The organism is Streptomyces sp. MGP-BFMKR1 (assembly GCF_057766585.1).
In genome coordinates, this window is record NZ_CM173408.1 from 8,386,906 (window position 1) to 8,406,124 (window position 19,219).

Here is a 19,219-nt window from a genome sequence, read left to right on the forward strand (position 1 = left end):
CGGCGCGCCTGTCGGCACCGGGAGGGGCGGGGCTCGGGTGGTCCGCTCGCTCGGCGGGCGGGCGGCGACGGGCCGCCGCACAATCCAGACATGGACCTACCGGTGATGCCGCCCGTACGGCCGATGCTGGCCAAGCCCGCGGCGCAGCTCCCGCCCGGCATGAGCTACGAGGCCAAGTGGGACGGCTTCCGGGCCATCGTCTTCCGCGACGGCGACGAGGTCGAACTCGGCAGCCGCACCGGCAAGCCGCTCACCCGGTACTTCCCCGAACTGGTCGAGGCGCTGCGGGCCAACCTGCCCGAGCGCTGCGTCCTGGACGGCGAGATCGTCGTCGTCCAGGGCGACCGGCTCGACTTCGAGACGCTGCTCAGCCGCATCCACCCGGCCGCCTCCCGGGTCAGGATGCTCGCCGAGACGGTCCCCGCCAGCCTGGTCGCCTTCGACCTGCTGGCGCTCGACGACCGCTCCCTGCTCAACGCCCCGCTCGCCGAGCGCCGCACGGCGCTCACGTCCGCCTTGCGCGCCGCGACGCCCCCGGTGCACGTGGCGCCCGCCACCACCGACCTGGACCTCGCCCGCGAGTGGTTCGACCAGTTCGAGGGCGCCGGGCTCGACGGCGTGATCGCGAAACGGCCTGATCTTCCCTATCGACCGGGCGAACGGGTCATGGTCAAGGTCAAGCACGAGCGCACCGCGGACTGCGTGGTGGCGGGACTGCGCCCGCACAAGAGCGGCCCCGTCGTCGGCTCGCTGCTGCTCGGCCTCTACGACGACACGGGCCGGCTCCAACACGTGGGCGTGTGCGCGTCCTTCCCGATGCGCCAACGCGAGGCCCTGATGGCGGAGCTGGCGCCGCTGCGCATGGCGAGCGTACGGGGCCATCCCTGGGCCGACTGGGGCGAGGAGAGCGCCCACGCCCAGAACCGGATGCCCGGCGCGCCGAGCCGCTGGACCGGCGGCAAGGACCTGTCGTGGGTGCCGCTGCGCCCCGAGCGAGTCTGCGAGGTGGCGTACGACCACATGGAGGGGGACCGCTTCCGGCACACCACGCAGTTCCGGCGCTGGCGCCCCGACCGCTCGCCCGAGAGCTGTGGCTACGCCCAGTTGGAGGAGCCGGTCAGCTACGACCTGGACCGGGTGCTCGGCGCCTGAGCCCACCACCGTGACCCGGGGCGGGGCCAGGGCGCGGCGTCAGGCGGAGTGGGCCGGGAGCGCCGCCCACACCGTGCGCCCCTGGCCCCGTTCCCCGAGGACCACGCCCCAGGTGTCGGCGAGCGTGTCCACCAGGAGCAGGCCACGCCCGCTCTCGTCACCGGCCGCCGCGTCCCGTGGCATGGGCCGGGTGGCGCTCCCGCCCTGATCACGCACTTCTATACGCAACTGCCCGGGTATCGCCTGCAGGACACAGGCTATGGAACTGCTGTCGGTGTGCACGACGGCGTTGGTGAACAGTTCGGAGATGACCAACTGGGCCATGTCGCGGGCGTCTTCGGACACCTGCTGGCAGGTGAGCCAACTGCGGACGCGACGGCGGGCGTCGGAGACCGCCGCGCGTTCGGCCGGCAGGCGGAACACTTCGTGACAGGGTGCGCCCACGGTGCTGGGCGACACGGGGAAGGGCGTCATTTCAGGAGCGATCACGGCCGTTCGCCTTCCAGGTGCCTGCGGGGGGTGGGGGCGCGGTGGGGGAGGAGCACAGGCGCGCGGGTCTCGGTAGGGTCGCCGAGCCACGACCGTGATGAGAGGGGTTGACCACGTACCTATGATCGCTGCCTCACCCAGTCAGCAAGGGGCATTATGCGAAATGCAGAATAGCGAGCGCAGTCTGTTGATGTCAGCCGAACCGTGGCACACTGCTGCGAACAAGCCATGTGCGGAGGTGGGATGTGGGTGAGGCGCGATCTGCCCCAACGGTCGGGCAGATAGTCCTCGGCATGCGGCTGCGGGACCTCCGGGAGAAGGCCGAGGTCTCGTACGAGCAGGCGGCGAAGGCGCTGCACGTCAACCAGACCACCGTGCGGCGCATGGAGAAGGCCGAAGTCGGGCTGAAGCTGCCGTACGTGGAGAAGCTGCTGCGTACCTACGGCATCCCGGACGAAGAGGTCAGCTCCTTCCTGCGGTTGGCCGAGGAGGCCAACCGGCCCGGCTGGTGGCACCGCTTCCGCGACGTGCTGCCGGACTGGTTCAGCCTCTACGTCAGCCTGGAGGGCGCGGCCAGCCTCATCCGCGCCTACGAACCGCACTTCGTCCCGGGCCTGTTGCAGACCCCCGAGTACGCGCGAGCGCTGCTGCGCGTCGGCTTCCCGCACGCCGACGACGAGGAGATCGAACGCCGGGTGGCGCTGCGGATGGAACGCCAGCAACTCCTCACGAACCCCGAAGCGCCGCGGCTTTGGGCCATCGTGGACGAGACGGTGCTGCGCCGCCCGGTGGGGGACGCCGAGGTGATGCGCGGTCAGGTCGACCGGCTGATCGAGTCGTTGGAGCTGGAGAACGTGACGCTCCAGGTCGTGCCGTTCAGCGCCGGTCCGCACCCGGGGATGTTCGGCCCCTTCCAGCTGTTCAGGTTCCGGGTGCCGGAACTGCCCGACGTCGTCTACAGCGAGGGCCTGACCAGCGCCTCGTACCTCGACGAACGCGCCGACGTGGCGGCCTACCTCGAAGCCCTCGACCGCATGGGCACGCAGGCCGTCCCAGCACCACGCACCGAGGCCCTCCTCGGTGACCTTCGCAAGGAGCTTTGACCGTGAACAAATCCGTGGCAGACACCGACCATGTCTACAACGGCATGCCCGCCAGCGCTCTCGGCAGCGAGGGCTGGCGCAAGCCGTGGAGCGGCCCCAACGGCGGCAGTTGCGTCGAAGTCATGAAGCTCGCCGACGGGCGGGTGGCCCTGCGCCAGTCGACCGACCCCGACGGCCCCGCACTGATCTACACCGTGCGCGAGATAGAACAGTTCCTGCACGGCGCCAAGGGCGGCCAGGCGGACTTCCTTCTCGCCTGACGGCGAACCCGGCACCACCCCGCACCACCCGCACGCGAGCCCCTACCACCGCGGCCCAGCCCTCGACCACCCGCGGTGGCGACAGCACCAGGAACCGGAGGAACAGATGGCCGAACTCGGTCGCGCAGCGAGCCGGATCGACACGAGCAAGCCGCATCCGGCGCGCATGTACGACTACTACCTCGGTGGCAAGGACCACTACGAGGTGGATCAGCAGGCCGCCGAGAAGGTCGTGGAGATCAATCCCGGGATCAAGATCTGCGCGGGCACCAACCGCCGCTTCATGCACCGGGCCACCCGCTACCTGGCCGCGGCCGGCGTACGGCAGTTCCTCGACATCGGCACGGGCATCCCCACCGAGCCCAACCTGCACCAGGTCGCCCAGAGCGTCGCCCCCGAGGCGCGGGTCGTCTACGCGGACAACGACCCGATCGTGCTCACCCACGCCCAGGCGCTGCTGCGCAGCACCCGCGAGGGACGCACCGCCTACATCCACGCGGACGTGCGCGAGCCGGAGAAGATCCTCGCCGCCCAGGAACTGCGCGAGACCCTGGACATGAGCCAGCCCGTCGCGCTGTCGCTCAACGCGCTGCTGCACTTCGTGCCCGACGAGTTCCACGCCTACGACCTGGTGGAGCGCCTGGTCGCGGCGCTGGCCCCGGGCAGCTACCTGGTCCTGTCGCACGTCACCTCGGACTTCGCGCCCGACGTGTGGGCCCGCGTGGTGGACATCTACCACCGTGGCGGCATCCCCGCCCAGACCCGCTCGCGCGCCGAGGTCGAACGGTTCTTCACCGGCCTGGAACTGGTCGAGCCCGGCGTCGAGGTCCCGCACCGGTGGCGGCCCGACGCCGAGACGGACGCGAACGTCACGGACGCTGACGTGTCGCTGTACGGCGCGGTGGCGCGCAAGCCCTAGCACCGCCACACACCGGGAGCGCGCCGCGCTCCCACACGGACGAGGACGCCCGCCTCGGGGGTGGCGGGCGTCCTCTTGGCGTACGCGGGCAGTGGCGGTCAGCGCGTGACGGGCGCGCCGGCGGTCAGCGTGGGGCGTCGCGGCGCGGGAGGGCGCAGGCGGGGGTGCCGCCCGGCATCCGGTGGCGGTTGTTGGCCACCATGCGGTAGACGACGTGGCCGATCCAGCGCAGCGGCGGCAGGTTCACCAGCGCGCCCAGCGGGGCCCAGCCGCGCCCCGCGCTGAGCAGGAGCTTGGCGACCGCCCTGATCCCGCCGTACACGGTGCCGCTCGGCGTGACCCACAGCACCTCGTGCTCGGCCCTGTCCCGCGTGGTGCCGAGTTCCCCCAGGTCGGCGAACTGCCAGGCGGTCACCTCGCAGCGGGGCCGGATGCGGCGCTCGGCGAAGGTCACGCAACTGGTGCAGAACGCGCAGTCGCCGTCGTAGATCAACACAGGTCGGGTCCGCATGCACCCCATCATGCCCCGCCGGTTCCGGGCGCCGCCGCCGGGCCCACTCCGCGGTGGCCGGGGCGCAAGGGCCGGGCCAGGCAGGCGCGTCGTGTGGCGGAGCGGACGCGTCCATACAACCTCCGGCGCCCGCGGGCGGTCACCCCAGGTGATCGGCGGCTCAATCCGACCCCACGGAGCGGCGAACCAGAGCTGAACACGCGACGCCAGCCGTCCCCCACCCACCGGAGGACCCCATGCACCAACGCTCCCGCACGCTCGCCGCGGCCCTGTCCGCCCTCGCGGCGACCACCGTCCTCACCCTGCCCACCGCGCACGCCGCCCCGCAGCGCGAGGCCGCGCCGTACGACCTGAACGGCGACGGCTTCCCGGAGGTGGTGGTCGGCGTGGCGAACGGCACCGTCGACGGCCACCAGCAGGCCGGCTACGTCGCCGTCGTGCCCGGCTCGGCCACCGGGCCCGCGACCGCGGAGCGCTGGACGGTCAGCCAGGCCAGCACCGGGGTGCCCGGTGCACCCGAGCCCTTCGACCAGTTCGGCGCCCACCACACCAGCGCCGACCTCGACCGCGACGGCTACGCGGACCTGCTCGTCTCCGTGCCCGGCGAGGACGGGCCGACCGAGGACGCCGGCCGCGTCGTCATCCTCTGGGGCGCGGCCGACGGCCTCGGCGGGACCACCAGCGTGCCCGGCCCCGCGGCCTACGGCCGGGCCGGTGGCCACGGCCTGGCCGTCGCCGACGTCGACGGCGACGGGGCGCGGGACTTCGTCACCGCCGACGACGGCGAGGAGTTGGCCACCCTCTCGCTCGCCCGCGGCCCCTTCGCGCCGGGACGGACCCCCGCCCCGCTCACCCGGGCGGCGGACACCGGGATCACGCACTTCAGCAGCGTGGTCGCCCTCGCCGTCGGGGACCTCGACGGCGACGGCCGCGACGACGTGGTGGCCCCCTGGCGCGGCCAGGAGGGCGACGGCACCGCCATGCTGCGCGGCACGCCCGACGGCCTCGCCCGCGAGCGCGCCTGGCACCACGAGACCGGTGGTCAGTCGATCGCGGCCGGCGACTTCGACCGCGACGGCTACGCCGACCTGGCCGTGGGCGGCGCCCGCAGCGTCGGCCCCGACGACCCGGACTGGGAGCCGCGGTACCCGATCGCGAGCGGCGTCGGCGGCACGGTACGCGTGCTCTACGGCGGGCCCAAGGGCCCGGCCGGCAGCCGGGAGCCCGCCGACTTCAGCCAGGAGACGCCGGGCGTGCCGGGCACCGGCGCGGGCGAGAGCGAGCGCGGCGACGACTTCGGGTTCGCGGTCTCGGCCGCCGACGCCGACGCGGACGGACACGCCGACCTGGCGGTCGGCGCGCCGGGCGAGGCCGCCGGGACCAAGGCCGGTGCCGGCCGCGTCACGCTGCTCTACGGCTCGCCCACCGGGCTGCGCGCCGACCGCTCGTACGGTGTCCACCAGGACGCGCCCGGCGTGCCGGGCAGCAGCGAGGCCCGCGACGCCTTTGGCGCAAAGGTGGTGCTGCGTGACGCCGACGGCGACCGGCGGGCCGACCTGCACACCGCGGCGACGGGCGAGGACGGTGGGGACGGCCGCGTCTGGTCACTGTTCCGGGCGGCCGGCGACGGCGCCGTCACGGGGGTGGGTTACAGCGCGGCCAGCCTGCACCTGCCGGCGCCGACCCGTGGCCTGGAGTTCGGGCGCGGTCTGGGCGACTGACCGCCGGCCGGCGCCACCTGGGACCGTGACGGCCCGCCGGGCACGAAGCGGGGTCGGGGTGAGTCAGGGCGCGGGCCGGGCCGCCGGCGCGGGCCTGGCGGCCGGGCTCGCGGTGGTCAGCGCGCCCCGGCACAGGGCGCGCTCCGGGGAGCAGCTCGGACAGGGGCGGGTGCCGGGCGTTGCCAGGAGCGCCAGCGCGGCCTCGGTCGTGACCAGGTCCGCGCAGTCGGAGGCGGCCCGACACGTGTCGCGGTGCAACACCAGCCAGTTGCCGCCGGCCGCGCTCGGCGCGGACTCGTGGACCCGCCACCAGCCCGCTCCGACGTCCTCCTCGACGTGCATGGGTAGGCCCCTCCCGGTCAGACGGCTCGTTGACATCGGCGCGTGAGAGCGATGCTTCGCATGACAGCGATGCTTGTTGCTGCGGGGAGGTGGATCAAGTACCTACAAAAAAGTGCGTGCGTGGCACCGGCCGATTCGGCCAGTCACGGCCTGGCGCGCGCCCGCAGTTGGGCCACGGCGTAGGCCCGGCCGCCCAGGGTCAGCGCCCGCGCGGCGTAGGCCGCCACGCGCTGCGTCGGGTTGAGGCGCTCCATCACGCCGTGCTCGCGCACCAGCGACCAGCCGGGGGCGTGCTGAGCCAGCCGGGCGCCGTTGCGGACGCCGAAGAGGAAGCGGGCCCCGGTGGCCTTCACGATCGGGTGGCGGTCGCTGTGGGCGAGCTTGGGGTGGAAGTAGTCGGCGGCCAACTCCGTGCCGGGGCCGAACGTGGCGCGGATGGCGTCGAGGCAGGTCCGCACGCCGTCCGGGGCGAGGTACATCAACACCCCCTCGGCCAGCACCAGCACGGGACCGTCGGCGCCCGGCAGGCCCCGCGCCCAGTCGGGTTCGGTGATCGAGGCGGCCCGCAGGGTGATGTCCTCGTCCGGGAGCAGCCGCCGCCGCAGCGCGATGACCTCGGAGGTGTCCACGCCGACCCAGCGCACACCCGGGGCGCGTTCGGCGAGCCGGTGGTTGCGGGTGCACAGGCCGATGCCGGCGGAGACCACCGTGGCGGTGGGGTGCTCGGCCACGAACGCCTTGGTCAGCGCGTCGAACACCATGCCGCGGTGCAGCCCGCCCAGCATGTTCGGCCGGTCGCGGATCACCTCGGGATCGGCGTACCCGGTGCGGGCGAGGAGGTCGGCGGCGAGGGGGTCGCGGAAGGACGACTCGGGTACGAACCGCGCCGCGTGCGCGCGGGCGTACAGGGGCGTTAACAGGGTGCGCGCCACGCCGTCGAGGCCGTGCGCGGTGGGGGAATCCGCCATATCCGTAGGCTCACCCCGACGCGCGGACCCGTCAAGGCCCTGACCGGCCACGCATCGCCCGCAGCGACCGAGTGGCCGCGCAGGGTGTCGGCGGCCGAGCGGGCGCGGCCGGTCGCGGGCCCGGGCCCGCGACCGGGGCGCACACCACTCCACCGCGCGGGCCGGAAACGGGCCGAACGGGCTGACGGGACTCCCGGCGACGGCCCCCGGCGCGCCCCCTCGTACGGTGAGACCCGCGCGGGGTGGTCGGGCGAGGCCGCCCGTCCCGGCTGGGCGCGCGACATCGGAAGGCGCGGGAGTCCGCGCCTTCGCACGGGCCCAGGCGGCCCGCCCCGGAAGGAGTCCCACACCGTGCGCCCCTCACCCACCTGTGTGCTCAGCGGCGACGGTCCGGTGCGTGTCCGTCACGGACACGACCCCGACCGGTACGTGGAGATCGGTTCCCTGACCAAGGTCCTCACCGGCACCGCCCTGACGCGTCTGGCGGAGGCCGGGGTGCTGGGCCTGGGGGACCCGGTGGAGCGGTGGTTGCCGGTGCCGCCGGGTACCGGCATCACCCTGCGACACCTGGCCGAGCACACCTCCGGCCTGCCCCGGCTGCCCCCTGGCCTCGGCGGCCGGGACCCGTACGCCTCCTTCGACGACGCGGCGCTGCGCGCCCTGTCGACCAGGCTGGACGCGCTGGTCGTGGGCGAGCCCGGGGCGCGGGAGGAGTACTCCAACCTCGGCTACGCCGTGCTCGGCGCCGCGCTGGTCGCCGCGACGGGCCAACCCTACGAGCGGGTCGTACGCGACCACGTGCTGGGCCCGCTCGGCATCGAGGCGATGGCCGCGCACCCGCCGGCGGGTCAGGCCCTGCGCGCCACGGGGCTCTTCGGCCGCCCGCGCGCGTCGTGGACCATGGACGGCGCGATCCTGCCCGCCGGCGGGATGTGGGCCACCCCGCGCGCCGCGGCCCGCCTGGTCACGGGGTTGCTCGTGGACCGTGAACTCGGGGCCCCGGCGGTGACGTGGCGCCACGCCAAGGACGTCACCTGGCACAACGGCGCCACGCGCGACGCCTCGGTGTTCGCCGGCGCGCTACCCGACGGGCGGTGGGTCCTCGTGCACCGCCTCGGTGGCTCGCACACGGACACCGACGCGGAGGGCATGCGCCACCTGACCCGGTCCGCGACGCGGTGACCTGGGCGACGCACGCCGGGCCCGCCACGGCCGAACGCCGCGACGGGCCCGGCGTGGGCGCGCGTCGCACCGGGGCAGCCGCGGGCCGGAGCGGGAACGCGGCGCGCGGCAGGCGCCCCGGCTAGCAGATCGGCACGCCGGGCAACTGGGCCGCCGGGTGGTCGACGTAGATGTTGGAGATGAAGCCGCCCTGGTCGCGGAGCTTGCTCCACCAGTTGTTGGTGTAACCCTCGGCGGTGACGGTGCTGCCCTGCTTCTGGCAGACGACCGTCACGTTGGTCGGCCCGGGCAGGACGCCCACCACCGGCGAGTTGAGGTAGGCGTCGGCGCGCACCCGGATGTCCGACCCCCAGGTGCGGAAGTTGCCTCCGCCGCCACCGCAGCCGTTGTCGCTGGTCAGGTACGACTGGTGGTACTGCGACGGGTAGGGCAGGCCCGCTCCGCCTATGACGATGTTCTGGCCCACGCCGTTGAGCAACTGCTCGTAGTGGATGTGCGCGCCCGAGGAGTGCCCGGTGCTGCCGGTCACGCCGATCTGCTGGCCCTGGCTCACGGCGGCGCCGCTGGGCACGGAGTAGGAGGCCAGGTGGAAGTAGTACGTCTTCCAGCCACCACCGTGGTCGATCACGATGTAGTTGCCGGCACCGCTCGGCTGTGACATGCGGGTGGCCGTCCCGGACGCGGACGCCAGCACGGGCGTGCCCGCCGTCGAACCGCCGTCCGCGCGCACGAAGTCGAGCGCGCGCCGCACCTCGGCGGAGTGGTGGCTGTAGGTCCACTTCTGGCCACAGGGGAAGGGGGCCCGGAAGTTCGGCGCCGCCGCGAGCCGGGCGCCGTCGCCGGACGCCGACGTGGCGTGGGCGGGGGCGGTCAGCAGTGCGCCGATCGTGGCCACGACGGCCACCAACAGCGACACCGTGCGCGAGCGTCTGTAGTGCATCGAGATGACTCCTTCGTCGAACCGGGGGAGGCGGGTCGGCACCACCGGGCCCGGCGGCCCGGCGGTGCCGATCACGTGTACCACCGGCGCGCCGCGCCGCACACCCCGCGCGGTGGCCTCGACTCCACTTCGCCCGCTGCCTGCCGCTTCCGGTTTCGCCGCCGTTCGCCGGGGCGGGCGCGCGCAGCGCGGCGAACCGTGCGGCGGGCGGGTAGCGGAAGCGGGCCGTCCGCAGCCCGCCGGGCGGCGGAACCCGGCGGGGAGCCGTCGCATAGGGGGACGCACCGGGCGCGTGACCCGACTCCTCATCGCCCTCGGCGACTGATCCCCTACGATGCGCACCGAGCCTGACGGGCAGTCAGCGCGACGAGCCACCCGTGCCACATGAGGAGACCCGCATGAACCGAAGGGGCGCCATCGCCAGCGCGCTGAGTACCGCCGTCATCGTGGTGGCCATGCCCGCCGCGAGCGCGGCCCAGCCGGCACCGGAGCGGCCCGCTGAGCGCCGCTCCGTCGCGCCGGCCGGTGCCGGCGCACAGTGGCGGGAGCCGTGCACCGGCGCCTACCAGGGGGACGCCCGGCTGGGTCCGGAGCGGCTGCCGCGGCTGTTGCGGTTCCCCGTGGGCCCGCTGGTGTTCGGCTACCAGCGCACCGGCAAGCTCTCCCCGGACGCCTTCCTCAGGAAGTACTGGGAGGGCCCGGCCGACAAGGGTGGCTGGAAATACCCGCCCAACGACGGTTTCGCCGAGGTCAACGGCAAGGTCGACAAGCGGCGCGCGGAACTGCGGCCGGGCCAGCGGCTCGACCGGTTCGGCTCCGAGTACGGCGGCTACCTCGCGCCCGCGGGCGACCACTACGCCAAGCGCGCGCTGCCGCCGCAGAACCTCAACACGCGCGACGCCGCCTTCCCCTGCGACTACCACGTGTACAAGGTCACCAGGAAGTTCACCGTCTGGCAGGGCAGGATCGCGCCCTGGTTCGAGCAGCCGGGCGGCGGCCAGCAGATCAAGCTCGACCCGGCCCTCCTCGACCCGGGCCAGGGACAGCGGCTGAACGTGAAGTGGCTGCTCGACAACGGCTACCTCGCCGCGGCCAGGCGGTAGCCGACCGTGGATCGTCGCGCGTTGCGCGAGGCCCTGCACGCGGCGCGGGTGAGCGATGACCACTACTGGATCGAGGGTGTGCACGAGCCCCGGCCCACCCCCGTGGACCATCTCTTCCTGCGCGGGAACGAGAGCGGCGGCTGGCAGGTGGGCGCGTACGAGCGCGGCGCGAGCGAGGTCATCGCCGTGCACGGTGACGAGGCGACGGCCTGCGCCCACCTGTTGGCGCTGCTGACCTGAGCCGTGCGCCCGCCGGAGCGCCCCGGCCGGGCCGTGGCCGGTCGGGGCGAGGGCCGGCCGCGGCCCGGTAGGAGGCGGTGCGCACGGGGGACTTCAGAGGATGTCGACCGACGCGCTCGGCTCCAGCCGGCGACGGCAGTCGAGGACGTAGGGCGCGTGCCGGGGGATGGCGGCGTAGTCGAACGCGTCGTGGTCGGTCAGCAGCACCACCGCGTCCGCCGCGGACAGTTCGGCCGGACCGAAGTCCACCCGGCGCACGCTGCTGTCCACCGTCACCGACTCCACCACGTGCGGATCGGCCGCGCGCACCTCGGCGCCGAGACCGATCAGCAACTCCGCGACCTTGAGCGCCGGCGACTCGCGGGCGTCACCGGTGTTGGCCTTGTACGCCAGGCCGAGCAGCAACACGCGGGCCCCGTTCAGCGAGCGACGGCGCGCGTTGAAGGCGAGCAGCAGCCGCTGCACCACGTGGTCCGGCATGTGGCCGTTGATGTGGTTGGCCAACTCCACGAAGCGGAACCGGCGGCCGAGCGTGCGGTGCACCCGCCAGGACAGGTACTCCGGATCGACCGGCAGGCAGTGCCCGCCCACCCCGGGCCCCGGCGTGAACCGCATGAAGCCGAACGGCTTGGACGCTGCCGCGTCCAGCGCCTCCCACACGTCGATGCCCAACTCGTGCGCGTACATGGCGATCTCGTTGACCAGCGCGATGTTCACGTGCCGAAAGGTGTTCTCCACCAGCTTCGACAGCTCGGCGACCTCGGGCGTGCGCACCGGCACCGTCGTCTCGGTGATCGAGTCGTAGAAGGCCCGCACCGCCGCCAACGACGCCTCGTTGACGCCCGAGACCACCTTCGGCGTGTTGCCCAGGTGCCAGGTGGGGTTCCCCGGGTCGATGCGCTCGGGGCTGTACCCGAGGAAGAAACCCTCGCCGGCCACCAGTCCCGAGTCCTCCTCCAGGATCGGGCCCACCAACTCGGCGGTCGTGCCCGGGTACGTGGTGGACTCCAGCACGACCGTGACGCCGGGCCGCAGCCGGCTGGCGAGCAGCCGCGCGGCGTCCTCGACGTGCGACAGATGGGGGACCCCGTCCTTGAGCGGCGTCGGGACGGTGATGACGGCGATGTCGAAGCCGTCGAGCTCGGCCGTGTCGGCCGTCGGCAGGTAGCTGCCGGTCTCCAGCAACGCGGTCAACTCGGCGCTGGGCACGTCCTCGACGTAGGACTCGCCGGCCACCAGCCGCTTCACCCGCTCACCGTCGATGTCGTAGCCGACGACCCGGTGCCCGGCGCGGGCTGCCCGCACGGCCAGCGGCAGGCCGACGTAGCCCTGGCCCAGTATCGCGATCTTGCTGCTCACGGATCGATCCTCCTGTGGACGGCGGTGCGTGCGGGCGGGCTGCGGTCAGCGGAAGAAGGCGGCCACGGCGTCCGCGATGCGGCTCACCTGGGCCTGGTCGAGCTGGGGGTGCAGGGGCAGGGCCAGGTGCCCCGCGCTGGCCTGCTCGGCGCCGGGCCAGCGCGCCCCGGGCGGGGCGTACGGCGCGAAGGCGGGGAGGCGGGGGAGGGGCAGCGGGTAGTAGACCCGGGTGCCGATGCCGTGGGCCGCGAGGTGGCGGGCCAGCGCGTCGCGGCGCTGCGTCTGCACGGCGTAGACGTAGTGGCACTGCTCGGCGTCCGGAGCCGGCGCGCTCAGCCCGTGCGCACGCAACGGCGCGAACCGCTGGCTGTAGTACGCGCTGATCCGCGCCCGGCGCGCGATGCGCGCGTCCTGGGTCGCCAGCCGGGCGAGTTGGAAGCCGGCCTGTATCTCGTCGAAGCCGCTGTGCGGGCCGATCTCGTGGTGCACGGAGCGCCGCTCGCCCTCCGGGCCGTGGTCGCGCAGCGCGCGCACGGTGCGGGCGAGTTCCGGGTCGTCGGTCAGTACGGCGGCGCCCTCGCCCGGCATCCCGAACGGCTTGGCCGGAAAGAACGAGTACAGGCCGAGCTGGCCCCAGGTGCCCGCGGCGCGCCCGGCCAGCGTCGCGTCCTGCGCGATGGCCGCGTCCTCGATGACGGTCAGCCCATGGGTCGAGGCCAGCCGCGTCACCCCGGGCATGTCGGCCATGGTGGTGAAGGTGTGCGCCGGCACGACCGCCCGGGTGCGGGCGGTGAGCCGGCGCGCGACGTCGGCCACGTCGATGACCATCGTCACCGGGTCGACGTCGGCGAAGACCGGCACGGCACCCACGCCGAGGACGGTGCTCGCCAGCGGCTCGGCGCCGAACGCGGGCACGATCACCTCGTCCCCGGGGCCGAGCCGCGCCGCCCGCAGCGCGAGGCCGAGCGCCGAGGTGCCGCTCGCGCAGGCGATCACGTCACCCGTGCCGACGCGCTGCCGCAGCCGGCGCTCCAACTCGGCCGTGCGACGGCCGAGGACGAAGCGTTGGTCGGGATCGGTGGCCACCTCCCGCACGGTGTCCAGCAGGAGTTCGCGGGCGCCGGAGTCGAGGAGCGAGCCGCTGTAGGGCACCGGGGCCGCGTCGACCGCGAGGGCCGAGTCCACCACACTCATCACAGGGCACCTTCCGGAGCGAAGGAACGGACGGCGGCACACACGTCCGCCACCTGACGCGAGGTCAGGTCCGGGTAGAGGGGCAGCGCGAGCACGTGTTCGGCGGCCTCCTCGGCGTTCGGGAAGTCGCCCTCCCGGTGGCCGAGGTCCGCGAAGCAGGGCTGGAGGTGCGACGGGCGCGGGTACGCCTCGGTGCTGATCCCGGCCCGCGCGAGGTGGTCCACCAGCCCGTCCCGGTCGTCCACCTCGATGGCGTACACCGAGAAGACCGGATCGACGCGGGCCCGCGAGCCCCGCACGACCTCGGGCAGCCGGCGCACGCCGGGCGCGCCGCGCAGGTGCCGGGTGTACGCGGCGGCCAGCTCCGCGCGGCGGGCGATGTCCGCCTCGACGCCGGCCAGCTTGCCGAGCAGCACCGCCGCCTGGACGTCGTCCATCTTGGCGTTGGTGCCCAGGAGTTCGCCCTGCCGGGCCACCTCGGCGGCGGCTGCCCGCCGGCTCGCCGTGCCCTGGCTCACCGCCGCCGACGGGGCCGTGCGGCCGTGGTCGCGCAGCGCCCGCACGCGCGCGGCGAGCGCGTCGTCCCGGGTGAGCACCAGGCCCGCGTCGCCCAGCGCGCCGAGCGTCGTGGTGGGGCACAGCGAGAGCGCGCCGCCCGCGCCGACCAGCCCCGTGTGCACGCCCGCCCAGCGCATCCCCAGGCTCCGCGCGCCGTCCTCGAGCACCAGCAGTCCGTGGCGCGCGGCGACGTCCGTCACCCCGGCGAGGTCGGCCGGCTGACAGAACACGTGCGCTGGCAGTACGGCCCTGGTCCGCGCGGTGATCGCCTTCTCGACCGATGCGGGGTCAATGCCGTAGGTCAGGGGGTCGACATCGGCGAAGACCGGGCGGGCACCCACCAACGTCACCGACGCGGCCGGTGCGGCGGACGCGAACGCCGGCACCACCACCTCGTCGCCGGGCCCGATCCCCGCCGCGCGCAGCAACAACACGAGGGCGTCGGTGCCGTTGCCCACCGCGATGGCGTGCCGAGCACCGGTGTAGGTACGCAACGCTGCCTCGAGCTCGGCGGTCTTGGGTCCGTTCGAGTAGACCCCGGAGTCGAGCACGTCTTCGATCTGTCGGCGTACGGAAGGCCACAGCCGTTCGAACGAGGCCGCCTGGGTGAAGAACGGGACTCCGGTCGGGGCCGCTGTCCCGGGGCTTCCGGGAATGCTTTCCGTCACTCTCCTGCCCATGTCTCTCCATTCGTAGTACCCACTTTCGAAAATAGGCGGCACGTGAGTTGTCAGGGATAGCAATCAGCAGGCAATGACATGGCAGATTCAGTGCCTCACATGTCACTCTCGGACAGAGTTCTGTGTCTTTTCGACCCCTCAATTGCTGTCTGGACAGGCCGTCTTGACCGGCGTGTTGTCCACCGTCGATGGTGGATAACGTTTCCAACTTCCAGGCCGGGGGGCGCTTTCCCATATGGACACCCGCAGGAGATTCGGCTTTGCCGGGCCATGGGATTCTCACCGGCCGTCCCGTCGGGGAGTGGCGCGGACAAAACGGCGGTGGCCGCCCGCCGCGCCCGCTTCCGCCGCCTGCCGCGCGCCCCTTTCGCCGCCGGTCCGTCGTGCGCCGCGGCATGCTCGCCGCTGACCCGTCGGCCGCGCGAGGCGGGCGCGTCCCCGCGCGCGCGAGCGCCCCCGGGCGCCACGGCCCGCGCGCGCCCCCCGCCAGCCGCCGCCCCGCTGTTCGAGGCGTCCGGACGGACACGCCGCCCCGCCCGTGCGCGCGAGGCGTGCCGCCGGTCGGCCACACCGGTGATCGCAGAGAGGAACCCCAAACATGACCGTGTCACCGATGGCACCCGTGGCCACCCCTACCGGCCGCGGCGCCCAGGCCAGGGCCCGGATTCTCGCCCGTACCGAAACCCGCCTCGACGCCCTGCTCGCCGCCGAGCGCGCGCAGTGGGCCGGCGTGGACGCGCGCGCCATCGCTCCCGTCGAGAGCGTCGGCCAACTCGTGCGCGCGGGTGGCAAGCGACTGCGACCGGCGTTCTGCGCGGCCGGTTTCCTGGCCGCCGGCGGCGAGGAGACCGACACCCGGGTGGTGGAGGCTGCCGCCGCCGTCGAGCTGCTGCACGCCTTCGCCCTCATCCACGACGACGTCATCGACGACTCGCCGCTGCGCCGCGGCGAACCCACCGCCCACGTCCGCGCCATCGAACAGCACCGCGCCCTCGGCTGGCACGGCGAGGCGCGCCGCTACGGCGAGGGCGTCGCCGTGCTCGCCGGCGACCTAGCGCTCTCGTACGCGATGCGGCTCGCCCAGGAGCTGCCGGCCCCGGCGCGCGGGGTCTGGGGAGAGCTGGTCACCGAGATGATCGTGGGCCAGCACCTGGACGTGGCCGTGGCCGCCGAGGGGGTCGCCGACACGCGGCTGTCCGAGTACATCGCCAACGCCAAGTCCGGGCGCTACAGCATCCGCCGCCCGCTCGAACTCGGCGCCGCCATCACCGGGAACACCACCCTGGCCGCGACGTTCGAGGCGTACGGCACCGCGCTCGGTGAGGCGTTCCAGCTCCGCGACGACCTGATCGACGCCTTCGGCGACGCGGACGTGGCGGGCAAGCCGGTGGGCGCCGACGCCGAGAACAACAAGATGACCCTGCTGATGAGCCTGGCCGTGGGCCGCAGCGAGCGGGTGCGGGACCTGGTCTCGGCCGGTGGCCGGGACGAGAGGGCACTCCGCGCGGAGATCGCGGCCATCGACGTACGCGCCGAGGTGGAGCGGCGCATCGACACCCTGGTGGACCAGGCTCGCGAGGCCCTGGCGAACGCGCCGCTGCCCCAGGAGTGGCGCGAGGAACTGGCGGGCATGGCGGTCGCCGTCGCCTACCGCGACAAGTAGCCGCCGCGCGCGTGGCAGCGGGGCCCGGCAGCACACCTCCCGAGCCCCGTTTCCACCCACGGACGGACCCATGTCGTCGACACGTCGGCGGCACCGACGCTTCCGCGTCCTCGCCCCCGTCCGCGCCACGGCCTTCCTCCACGGCGTCGAGGGGGCGGCCCGCCGGCGCGGGCTGTGACCCGGCCGGCGTCCCGCCCCGTGTCGGCGCGGCGCGGGTGCGTCAGACCACGCGCGGCAGCCCGCTGGCCGCGCCGAGATCACCGTCGGCCGTGGCGCGGGCGCTGAGCACCCGGTTGGCCACCTGGACCCGCGAGGTGCAGTCGAGCTTGCGCATCACCTTGCGCAGGATGTTCACGGCCGTCCACTCGGCGGTCCCGAGGCGCCGCGCCACCTCGCGGTTGGTGAGCCCCTCCGCGACCAGCGCCGCCACCTCCTGCTCGCGCCGGGTGAGGGTGTCCGCCGCTGGCGGGGCCTGGGGCGCGGAGGGCGGCGGGGCCAGCGGCGTCAGCGCCAGCGCCACCGCCTCGTGCGCGCTCAGCCGCGCGCCGGTCCGGCTGTGCTCGTCGAACGCGGCCTCGCCCAGGCGCTGCCCGGCCTGCGACAGCAGCCCCTGCCGGGCCGACTCCGGCAGCCGCACCGGCAACCCGCCGGCACCCTCCTCCAACACGCCCGCTGCGGCCAGGAGTTGGGCCGCCCGCTCCCAGGCGCCGGTGGCCCGGCCGTGCCGGCGTACCAGCAGGTCGGCGCAGACGTGCAGCGCGCAGGCGAGGGCCGGCAGGTCGCCGAGGTCGCGCAGGACCAGCAGCGCCTGCCGCGCCATCCGGTCGGCGCTCGCCGGCACCTCGCCCTCGGCCAGCATCCCGGCGAGCACGAGCTTGCCGAGCGCCGCCCGCCGCGCGTCGCCGATCTCCTCGAAGCGCAGCACCGCGTCCTGCCCGTACTGCACCGCCGCGGGCGTGTCGCCCAGATCCCGACAGACCTCGGCCAGGCGCCCGGTCGCCGAGGCCACGCCGTGCGCGTCGGACAGCTCCCGGTACTCCGCCACCACATCGCTCAGCAGGGCCTGGGCGCCGGTGAGGTCGCCCTGCGCGTGGGCGAGGCGCGCCAGCAGCTCCCGGACGGCGACCGCGCCGGCCCGGTCGCCGTCCGCCTGGTACTGGACCAGCGCCGCCCGCAGGTCCTCCCGCGCCTCCAGGTACCGGCCGCCCAGCAGGCGCGTCTCGCCGAGCGCCGCCCGCAGCGCGGCCCGCACGCGGCCGGTGGTCACCCCGGCGGCGCACGCCGCGCTCAGCCGGGCCGCGGCCTCCCGCACCTCGCCGCGGACCAGCCAGTACGGCAGCGTTGTCGCGGCCAACTCGCCCGCGCCGTCGCCGTCCCCCACGTGCACCAGGTGGCCCAGGGCCGCCAGCGTGTCGTGGTGCCCGAGCGCCAGCCTGGCCAGCGTCGCGGCCTGCCCCGGCCCGCTCAGTCGCGGCAGCGTGGCCCGGGCGCGGCGCAGCACGTGCGCGGCGTGCCGGTTCCTGATCGACTCCAGGGCGCCCTCGTCCGCGAGCTGCTCCACGGCGTACGCTCGCGAGGTGCGCAGCATGCGGAACCTGATGCTGCCGTCGGGCTGCTCCCGCGGCAGCAGCAGGCTGCGGTCGACGAACTCCTCGAGCGCCGACCGCGCCTCGTACACCGACAGGCCCAGCACCTCGGCGGCCTGCGCCCCGTCGAAGGAGGAGGCGAAGACCGCCAGTCGGCGCAGGAGCGCGCGGCGGTCCGGGTCGAGCACCGCCCAACTGTGCTCCACCGCCTCGTACACGCTCAGGTGCCGCGACATGGTGTCGGCCGCGGTGCCGCGCAGCGCGCCGCACGAGCGGTCGAGTTCCTCAAGGAGCGCGCGGGGCGAGGAGACCTTGAGGCGGGCCGCGGCGAGTTCGAGCGCCAGCGGCAGCCCGTCCAGCCGCACGCACAACTGGGCGACCGCGTCCCGGTTCTCCTCGGTCAGCTTGAAGCCGGGCCGTACGGCGCGGGTGCGCTGCACGAGCAGGCGCACCGAGGCCACCTCCGCGAGCGGGCCCGTGGCCCCGGCGGAGCCGGGCACGGCCAGCGGGTCGAGCTGGATGCGCCGCTCGCCGTAGACCCCGAGCACCTGGGTCGCGACGGTCAGCACGCACAGCCGGGGCGCGCGGCCGGCGAGGTCGGCCACCAACTCGGCCACCTCCCGGGTCGGCCGTGAGCCGCAGTCGAGTACGAGCAGGAAGTCGAGGTCGGTCAGGGGCGGATCGCCGTCGGCGGCCGGACCGTCACCGCACAGCGCGGCCCGCACCGCGCCGGCCAGGTCCTGGCGCTGGTCCTCCAGGTCCAGGTAGCACCCACCGTCCCGGAAGGCGCTGACCACGTCGTCGGCGAGCACCGTCGCCAGGCGGGTCTTTCCGACGCCGGCGGGGCCGGTGAGGGTGAGCACCTGGGTGTCCCGGGCCAGGATCTGCGCTCTCAGCCGGGCTACCTCGTCGTCTCGGCCCACCAGCGGTGACAGTGGTCGTCGGCTGGAACCGGTCGCGGCCGGTTCCGGGGTGAAGCCGTCCTGCTGCGCGTGAGTGCCTGCCTGCACCATGCGGCTCCTTCCGTTGGGGCCCGCGGGAACTTCCACGCTGGTCGGCCAACGGTTGCAGGCAGCGGCAAAAGCCCGGTCAAGGGTCGTGAAACGCGCAGGTAGAAACGCCTTTTCGCGTCACGCCCGATTCGCTCGCGGTTCCTTCGGATCTCAGGCCAACCACGAGCGCCGGTCATCAAAAGCCGTGCTACGCGCACCCTACTAGGACCCGGGAACCGCCCCTCAACCGGGGGGTG

General features: G+C 74.2%; 18 protein-coding genes. 9 read left to right on the forward strand and 9 right to left on the reverse strand.

Translation table 11 applies throughout. The annotated features are described in order from the left end of the window. Positions 1–90: 90 nt before the first annotated feature. On the forward strand, positions 91–1,152 hold the full coding sequence (locus tag AC3CHW_RS33495; protein ID WP_488468999.1) for an ATP-dependent DNA ligase: 1,062 nt from the start codon (positions 91–93) through the stop codon (positions 1,150–1,152). 39 nt (positions 1,153–1,191) lie between these two features. Here the strand turns inward: AC3CHW_RS33495 and AC3CHW_RS33500 are convergent, their stop codons facing one another. After that, a complete protein-coding gene (locus AC3CHW_RS33500; protein ID WP_488469000.1) occupies positions 1,192–1,641 on the reverse strand; it encodes an ATP-binding protein in 450 nt (149 codons plus the stop codon). A 245-nt stretch (positions 1,642–1,886) separates the two neighbouring features. On the opposite strand from AC3CHW_RS33500, the gene AC3CHW_RS33505 reads away from it, so the two are divergent. From AC3CHW_RS33505 to AC3CHW_RS33515, 3 genes are all read left to right on the forward strand, one after another. Further along, positions 1,887–2,744, forward strand: coding sequence for a helix-turn-helix domain-containing protein (locus AC3CHW_RS33505; RefSeq protein ID WP_398609475.1), 858 nt, complete (start codon positions 1,887–1,889; stop codon positions 2,742–2,744). A 44-nt stretch (positions 2,745–2,788) separates the two neighbouring features. Continuing rightward, complete coding sequence (locus AC3CHW_RS33510; RefSeq protein WP_176165787.1) at positions 2,789–3,004, forward strand: DUF397 domain-containing protein; 216 nt, start codon at positions 2,789–2,791, stop codon at positions 3,002–3,004. Positions 3,005–3,110: 106 nt separating this feature from the next. Then, positions 3,111–3,923: an SAM-dependent methyltransferase gene (locus tag AC3CHW_RS33515; protein ID WP_187089205.1), complete on the forward strand. Its 813-nt coding sequence runs from the start codon at positions 3,111–3,113 to the stop codon at positions 3,921–3,923. 124 nt (positions 3,924–4,047) lie between these two features. Here AC3CHW_RS33515 and AC3CHW_RS33520 read toward each other — a convergent pair whose 3' ends face one another. Next, complete coding sequence (locus tag AC3CHW_RS33520) at positions 4,048–4,434, reverse strand: thiol-disulfide oxidoreductase DCC family protein (RefSeq protein WP_488469001.1); 387 nt, start codon at positions 4,432–4,434, stop codon at positions 4,048–4,050. 236 nt (positions 4,435–4,670) lie between these two features. Between AC3CHW_RS33520 and AC3CHW_RS33525 the strand changes: the two genes are divergently transcribed. Continuing rightward, on the forward strand, positions 4,671–6,155 hold the full coding sequence (locus AC3CHW_RS33525; RefSeq protein ID WP_488469002.1) for an FG-GAP-like repeat-containing protein: 1,485 nt from the start codon (positions 4,671–4,673) through the stop codon (positions 6,153–6,155). Between the two features lie 63 nt (positions 6,156–6,218). On the opposite strand, the gene AC3CHW_RS33530 is transcribed toward AC3CHW_RS33525, so the two are convergent. Continuing rightward, positions 6,219–6,497, reverse strand: a complete 279-nt coding sequence (locus AC3CHW_RS33530; protein WP_488469003.1) for a DUF6233 domain-containing protein — start codon at positions 6,495–6,497, stop codon at positions 6,219–6,221. Between the two features lie 143 nt (positions 6,498–6,640). Next, positions 6,641–7,465, reverse strand: coding sequence for a class I SAM-dependent methyltransferase (locus tag AC3CHW_RS33535; RefSeq protein ID WP_488469004.1), 825 nt, complete (start codon positions 7,463–7,465; stop codon positions 6,641–6,643). Between the two features lie 351 nt (positions 7,466–7,816). Here AC3CHW_RS33535 and AC3CHW_RS33540 point away from each other — a divergent pair, with 351 nt between their 5' ends. Continuing rightward, positions 7,817–8,647 (forward strand): serine hydrolase domain-containing protein, encoded by an 831-nt coding sequence (locus AC3CHW_RS33540; RefSeq protein WP_488469005.1) that lies wholly within the window; start codon positions 7,817–7,819, stop codon positions 8,645–8,647. 121 nt (positions 8,648–8,768) lie between these two features. On the opposite strand, the gene AC3CHW_RS33545 is transcribed toward AC3CHW_RS33540, so the two are convergent. Beyond that, the gene (locus AC3CHW_RS33545; RefSeq protein WP_488469006.1) at positions 8,769–9,587 is read right to left on the reverse strand and encodes a M23 family metallopeptidase; all 819 of its coding nucleotides are present in this window, start codon (positions 9,585–9,587) and stop codon (positions 8,769–8,771) included. Between the two features lie 398 nt (positions 9,588–9,985). On the opposite strand from AC3CHW_RS33545, the gene AC3CHW_RS33550 reads away from it, so the two are divergent. Together AC3CHW_RS33550 and AC3CHW_RS33555 are read left to right on the forward strand one after the other, a co-directional pair. Then, a complete protein-coding gene (locus AC3CHW_RS33550) occupies positions 9,986–10,690 on the forward strand; it encodes a TNT domain-containing protein (protein ID WP_398609469.1) in 705 nt (234 codons plus the stop codon). A gap of 6 nt (positions 10,691–10,696) precedes the next feature. After that, positions 10,697–10,930 (forward strand): hypothetical protein, encoded by a 234-nt coding sequence (locus tag AC3CHW_RS33555; protein WP_488469007.1) that lies wholly within the window; start codon positions 10,697–10,699, stop codon positions 10,928–10,930. A 93-nt stretch (positions 10,931–11,023) separates the two neighbouring features. Here AC3CHW_RS33555 and AC3CHW_RS33560 read toward each other — a convergent pair whose 3' ends face one another. From AC3CHW_RS33560 to AC3CHW_RS33570, 3 genes are read right to left on the reverse strand one after another with little or no spacing between them, the layout of a single operon-like run. After that, on the reverse strand, positions 11,024–12,289 hold the full coding sequence (locus AC3CHW_RS33560; protein ID WP_488469008.1) for a nucleotide sugar dehydrogenase: 1,266 nt from the start codon (positions 12,287–12,289) through the stop codon (positions 11,024–11,026). A gap of 45 nt (positions 12,290–12,334) precedes the next feature. Beyond that, complete coding sequence (locus AC3CHW_RS33565; protein ID WP_488469009.1) at positions 12,335–13,483, reverse strand: DegT/DnrJ/EryC1/StrS family aminotransferase; 1,149 nt, start codon at positions 13,481–13,483, stop codon at positions 12,335–12,337. Then, a complete protein-coding gene (locus AC3CHW_RS33570) occupies positions 13,483–14,721 on the reverse strand; it encodes a DegT/DnrJ/EryC1/StrS family aminotransferase (protein WP_488469010.1) in 1,239 nt (412 codons plus the stop codon). The genes AC3CHW_RS33565 and AC3CHW_RS33570 overlap by 1 nt, the downstream gene beginning before the upstream one ends. Positions 14,722–15,319: 598 nt before the next feature. Between AC3CHW_RS33570 and AC3CHW_RS33575 the strand changes: the two genes are divergently transcribed. Next, a complete protein-coding gene (locus AC3CHW_RS33575; RefSeq protein WP_488469011.1) occupies positions 15,320–16,384 on the forward strand; it encodes a polyprenyl synthetase family protein in 1,065 nt (354 codons plus the stop codon). Between the two features lie 220 nt (positions 16,385–16,604). Here the strand turns inward: AC3CHW_RS33575 and AC3CHW_RS33580 are convergent, their stop codons facing one another. Continuing rightward, complete coding sequence (locus AC3CHW_RS33580) at positions 16,605–18,983, reverse strand: ATP-binding protein (protein WP_488469012.1); 2,379 nt, start codon at positions 18,981–18,983, stop codon at positions 16,605–16,607. Between the last annotated feature and the right edge of the window lie 236 nt (positions 18,984–19,219).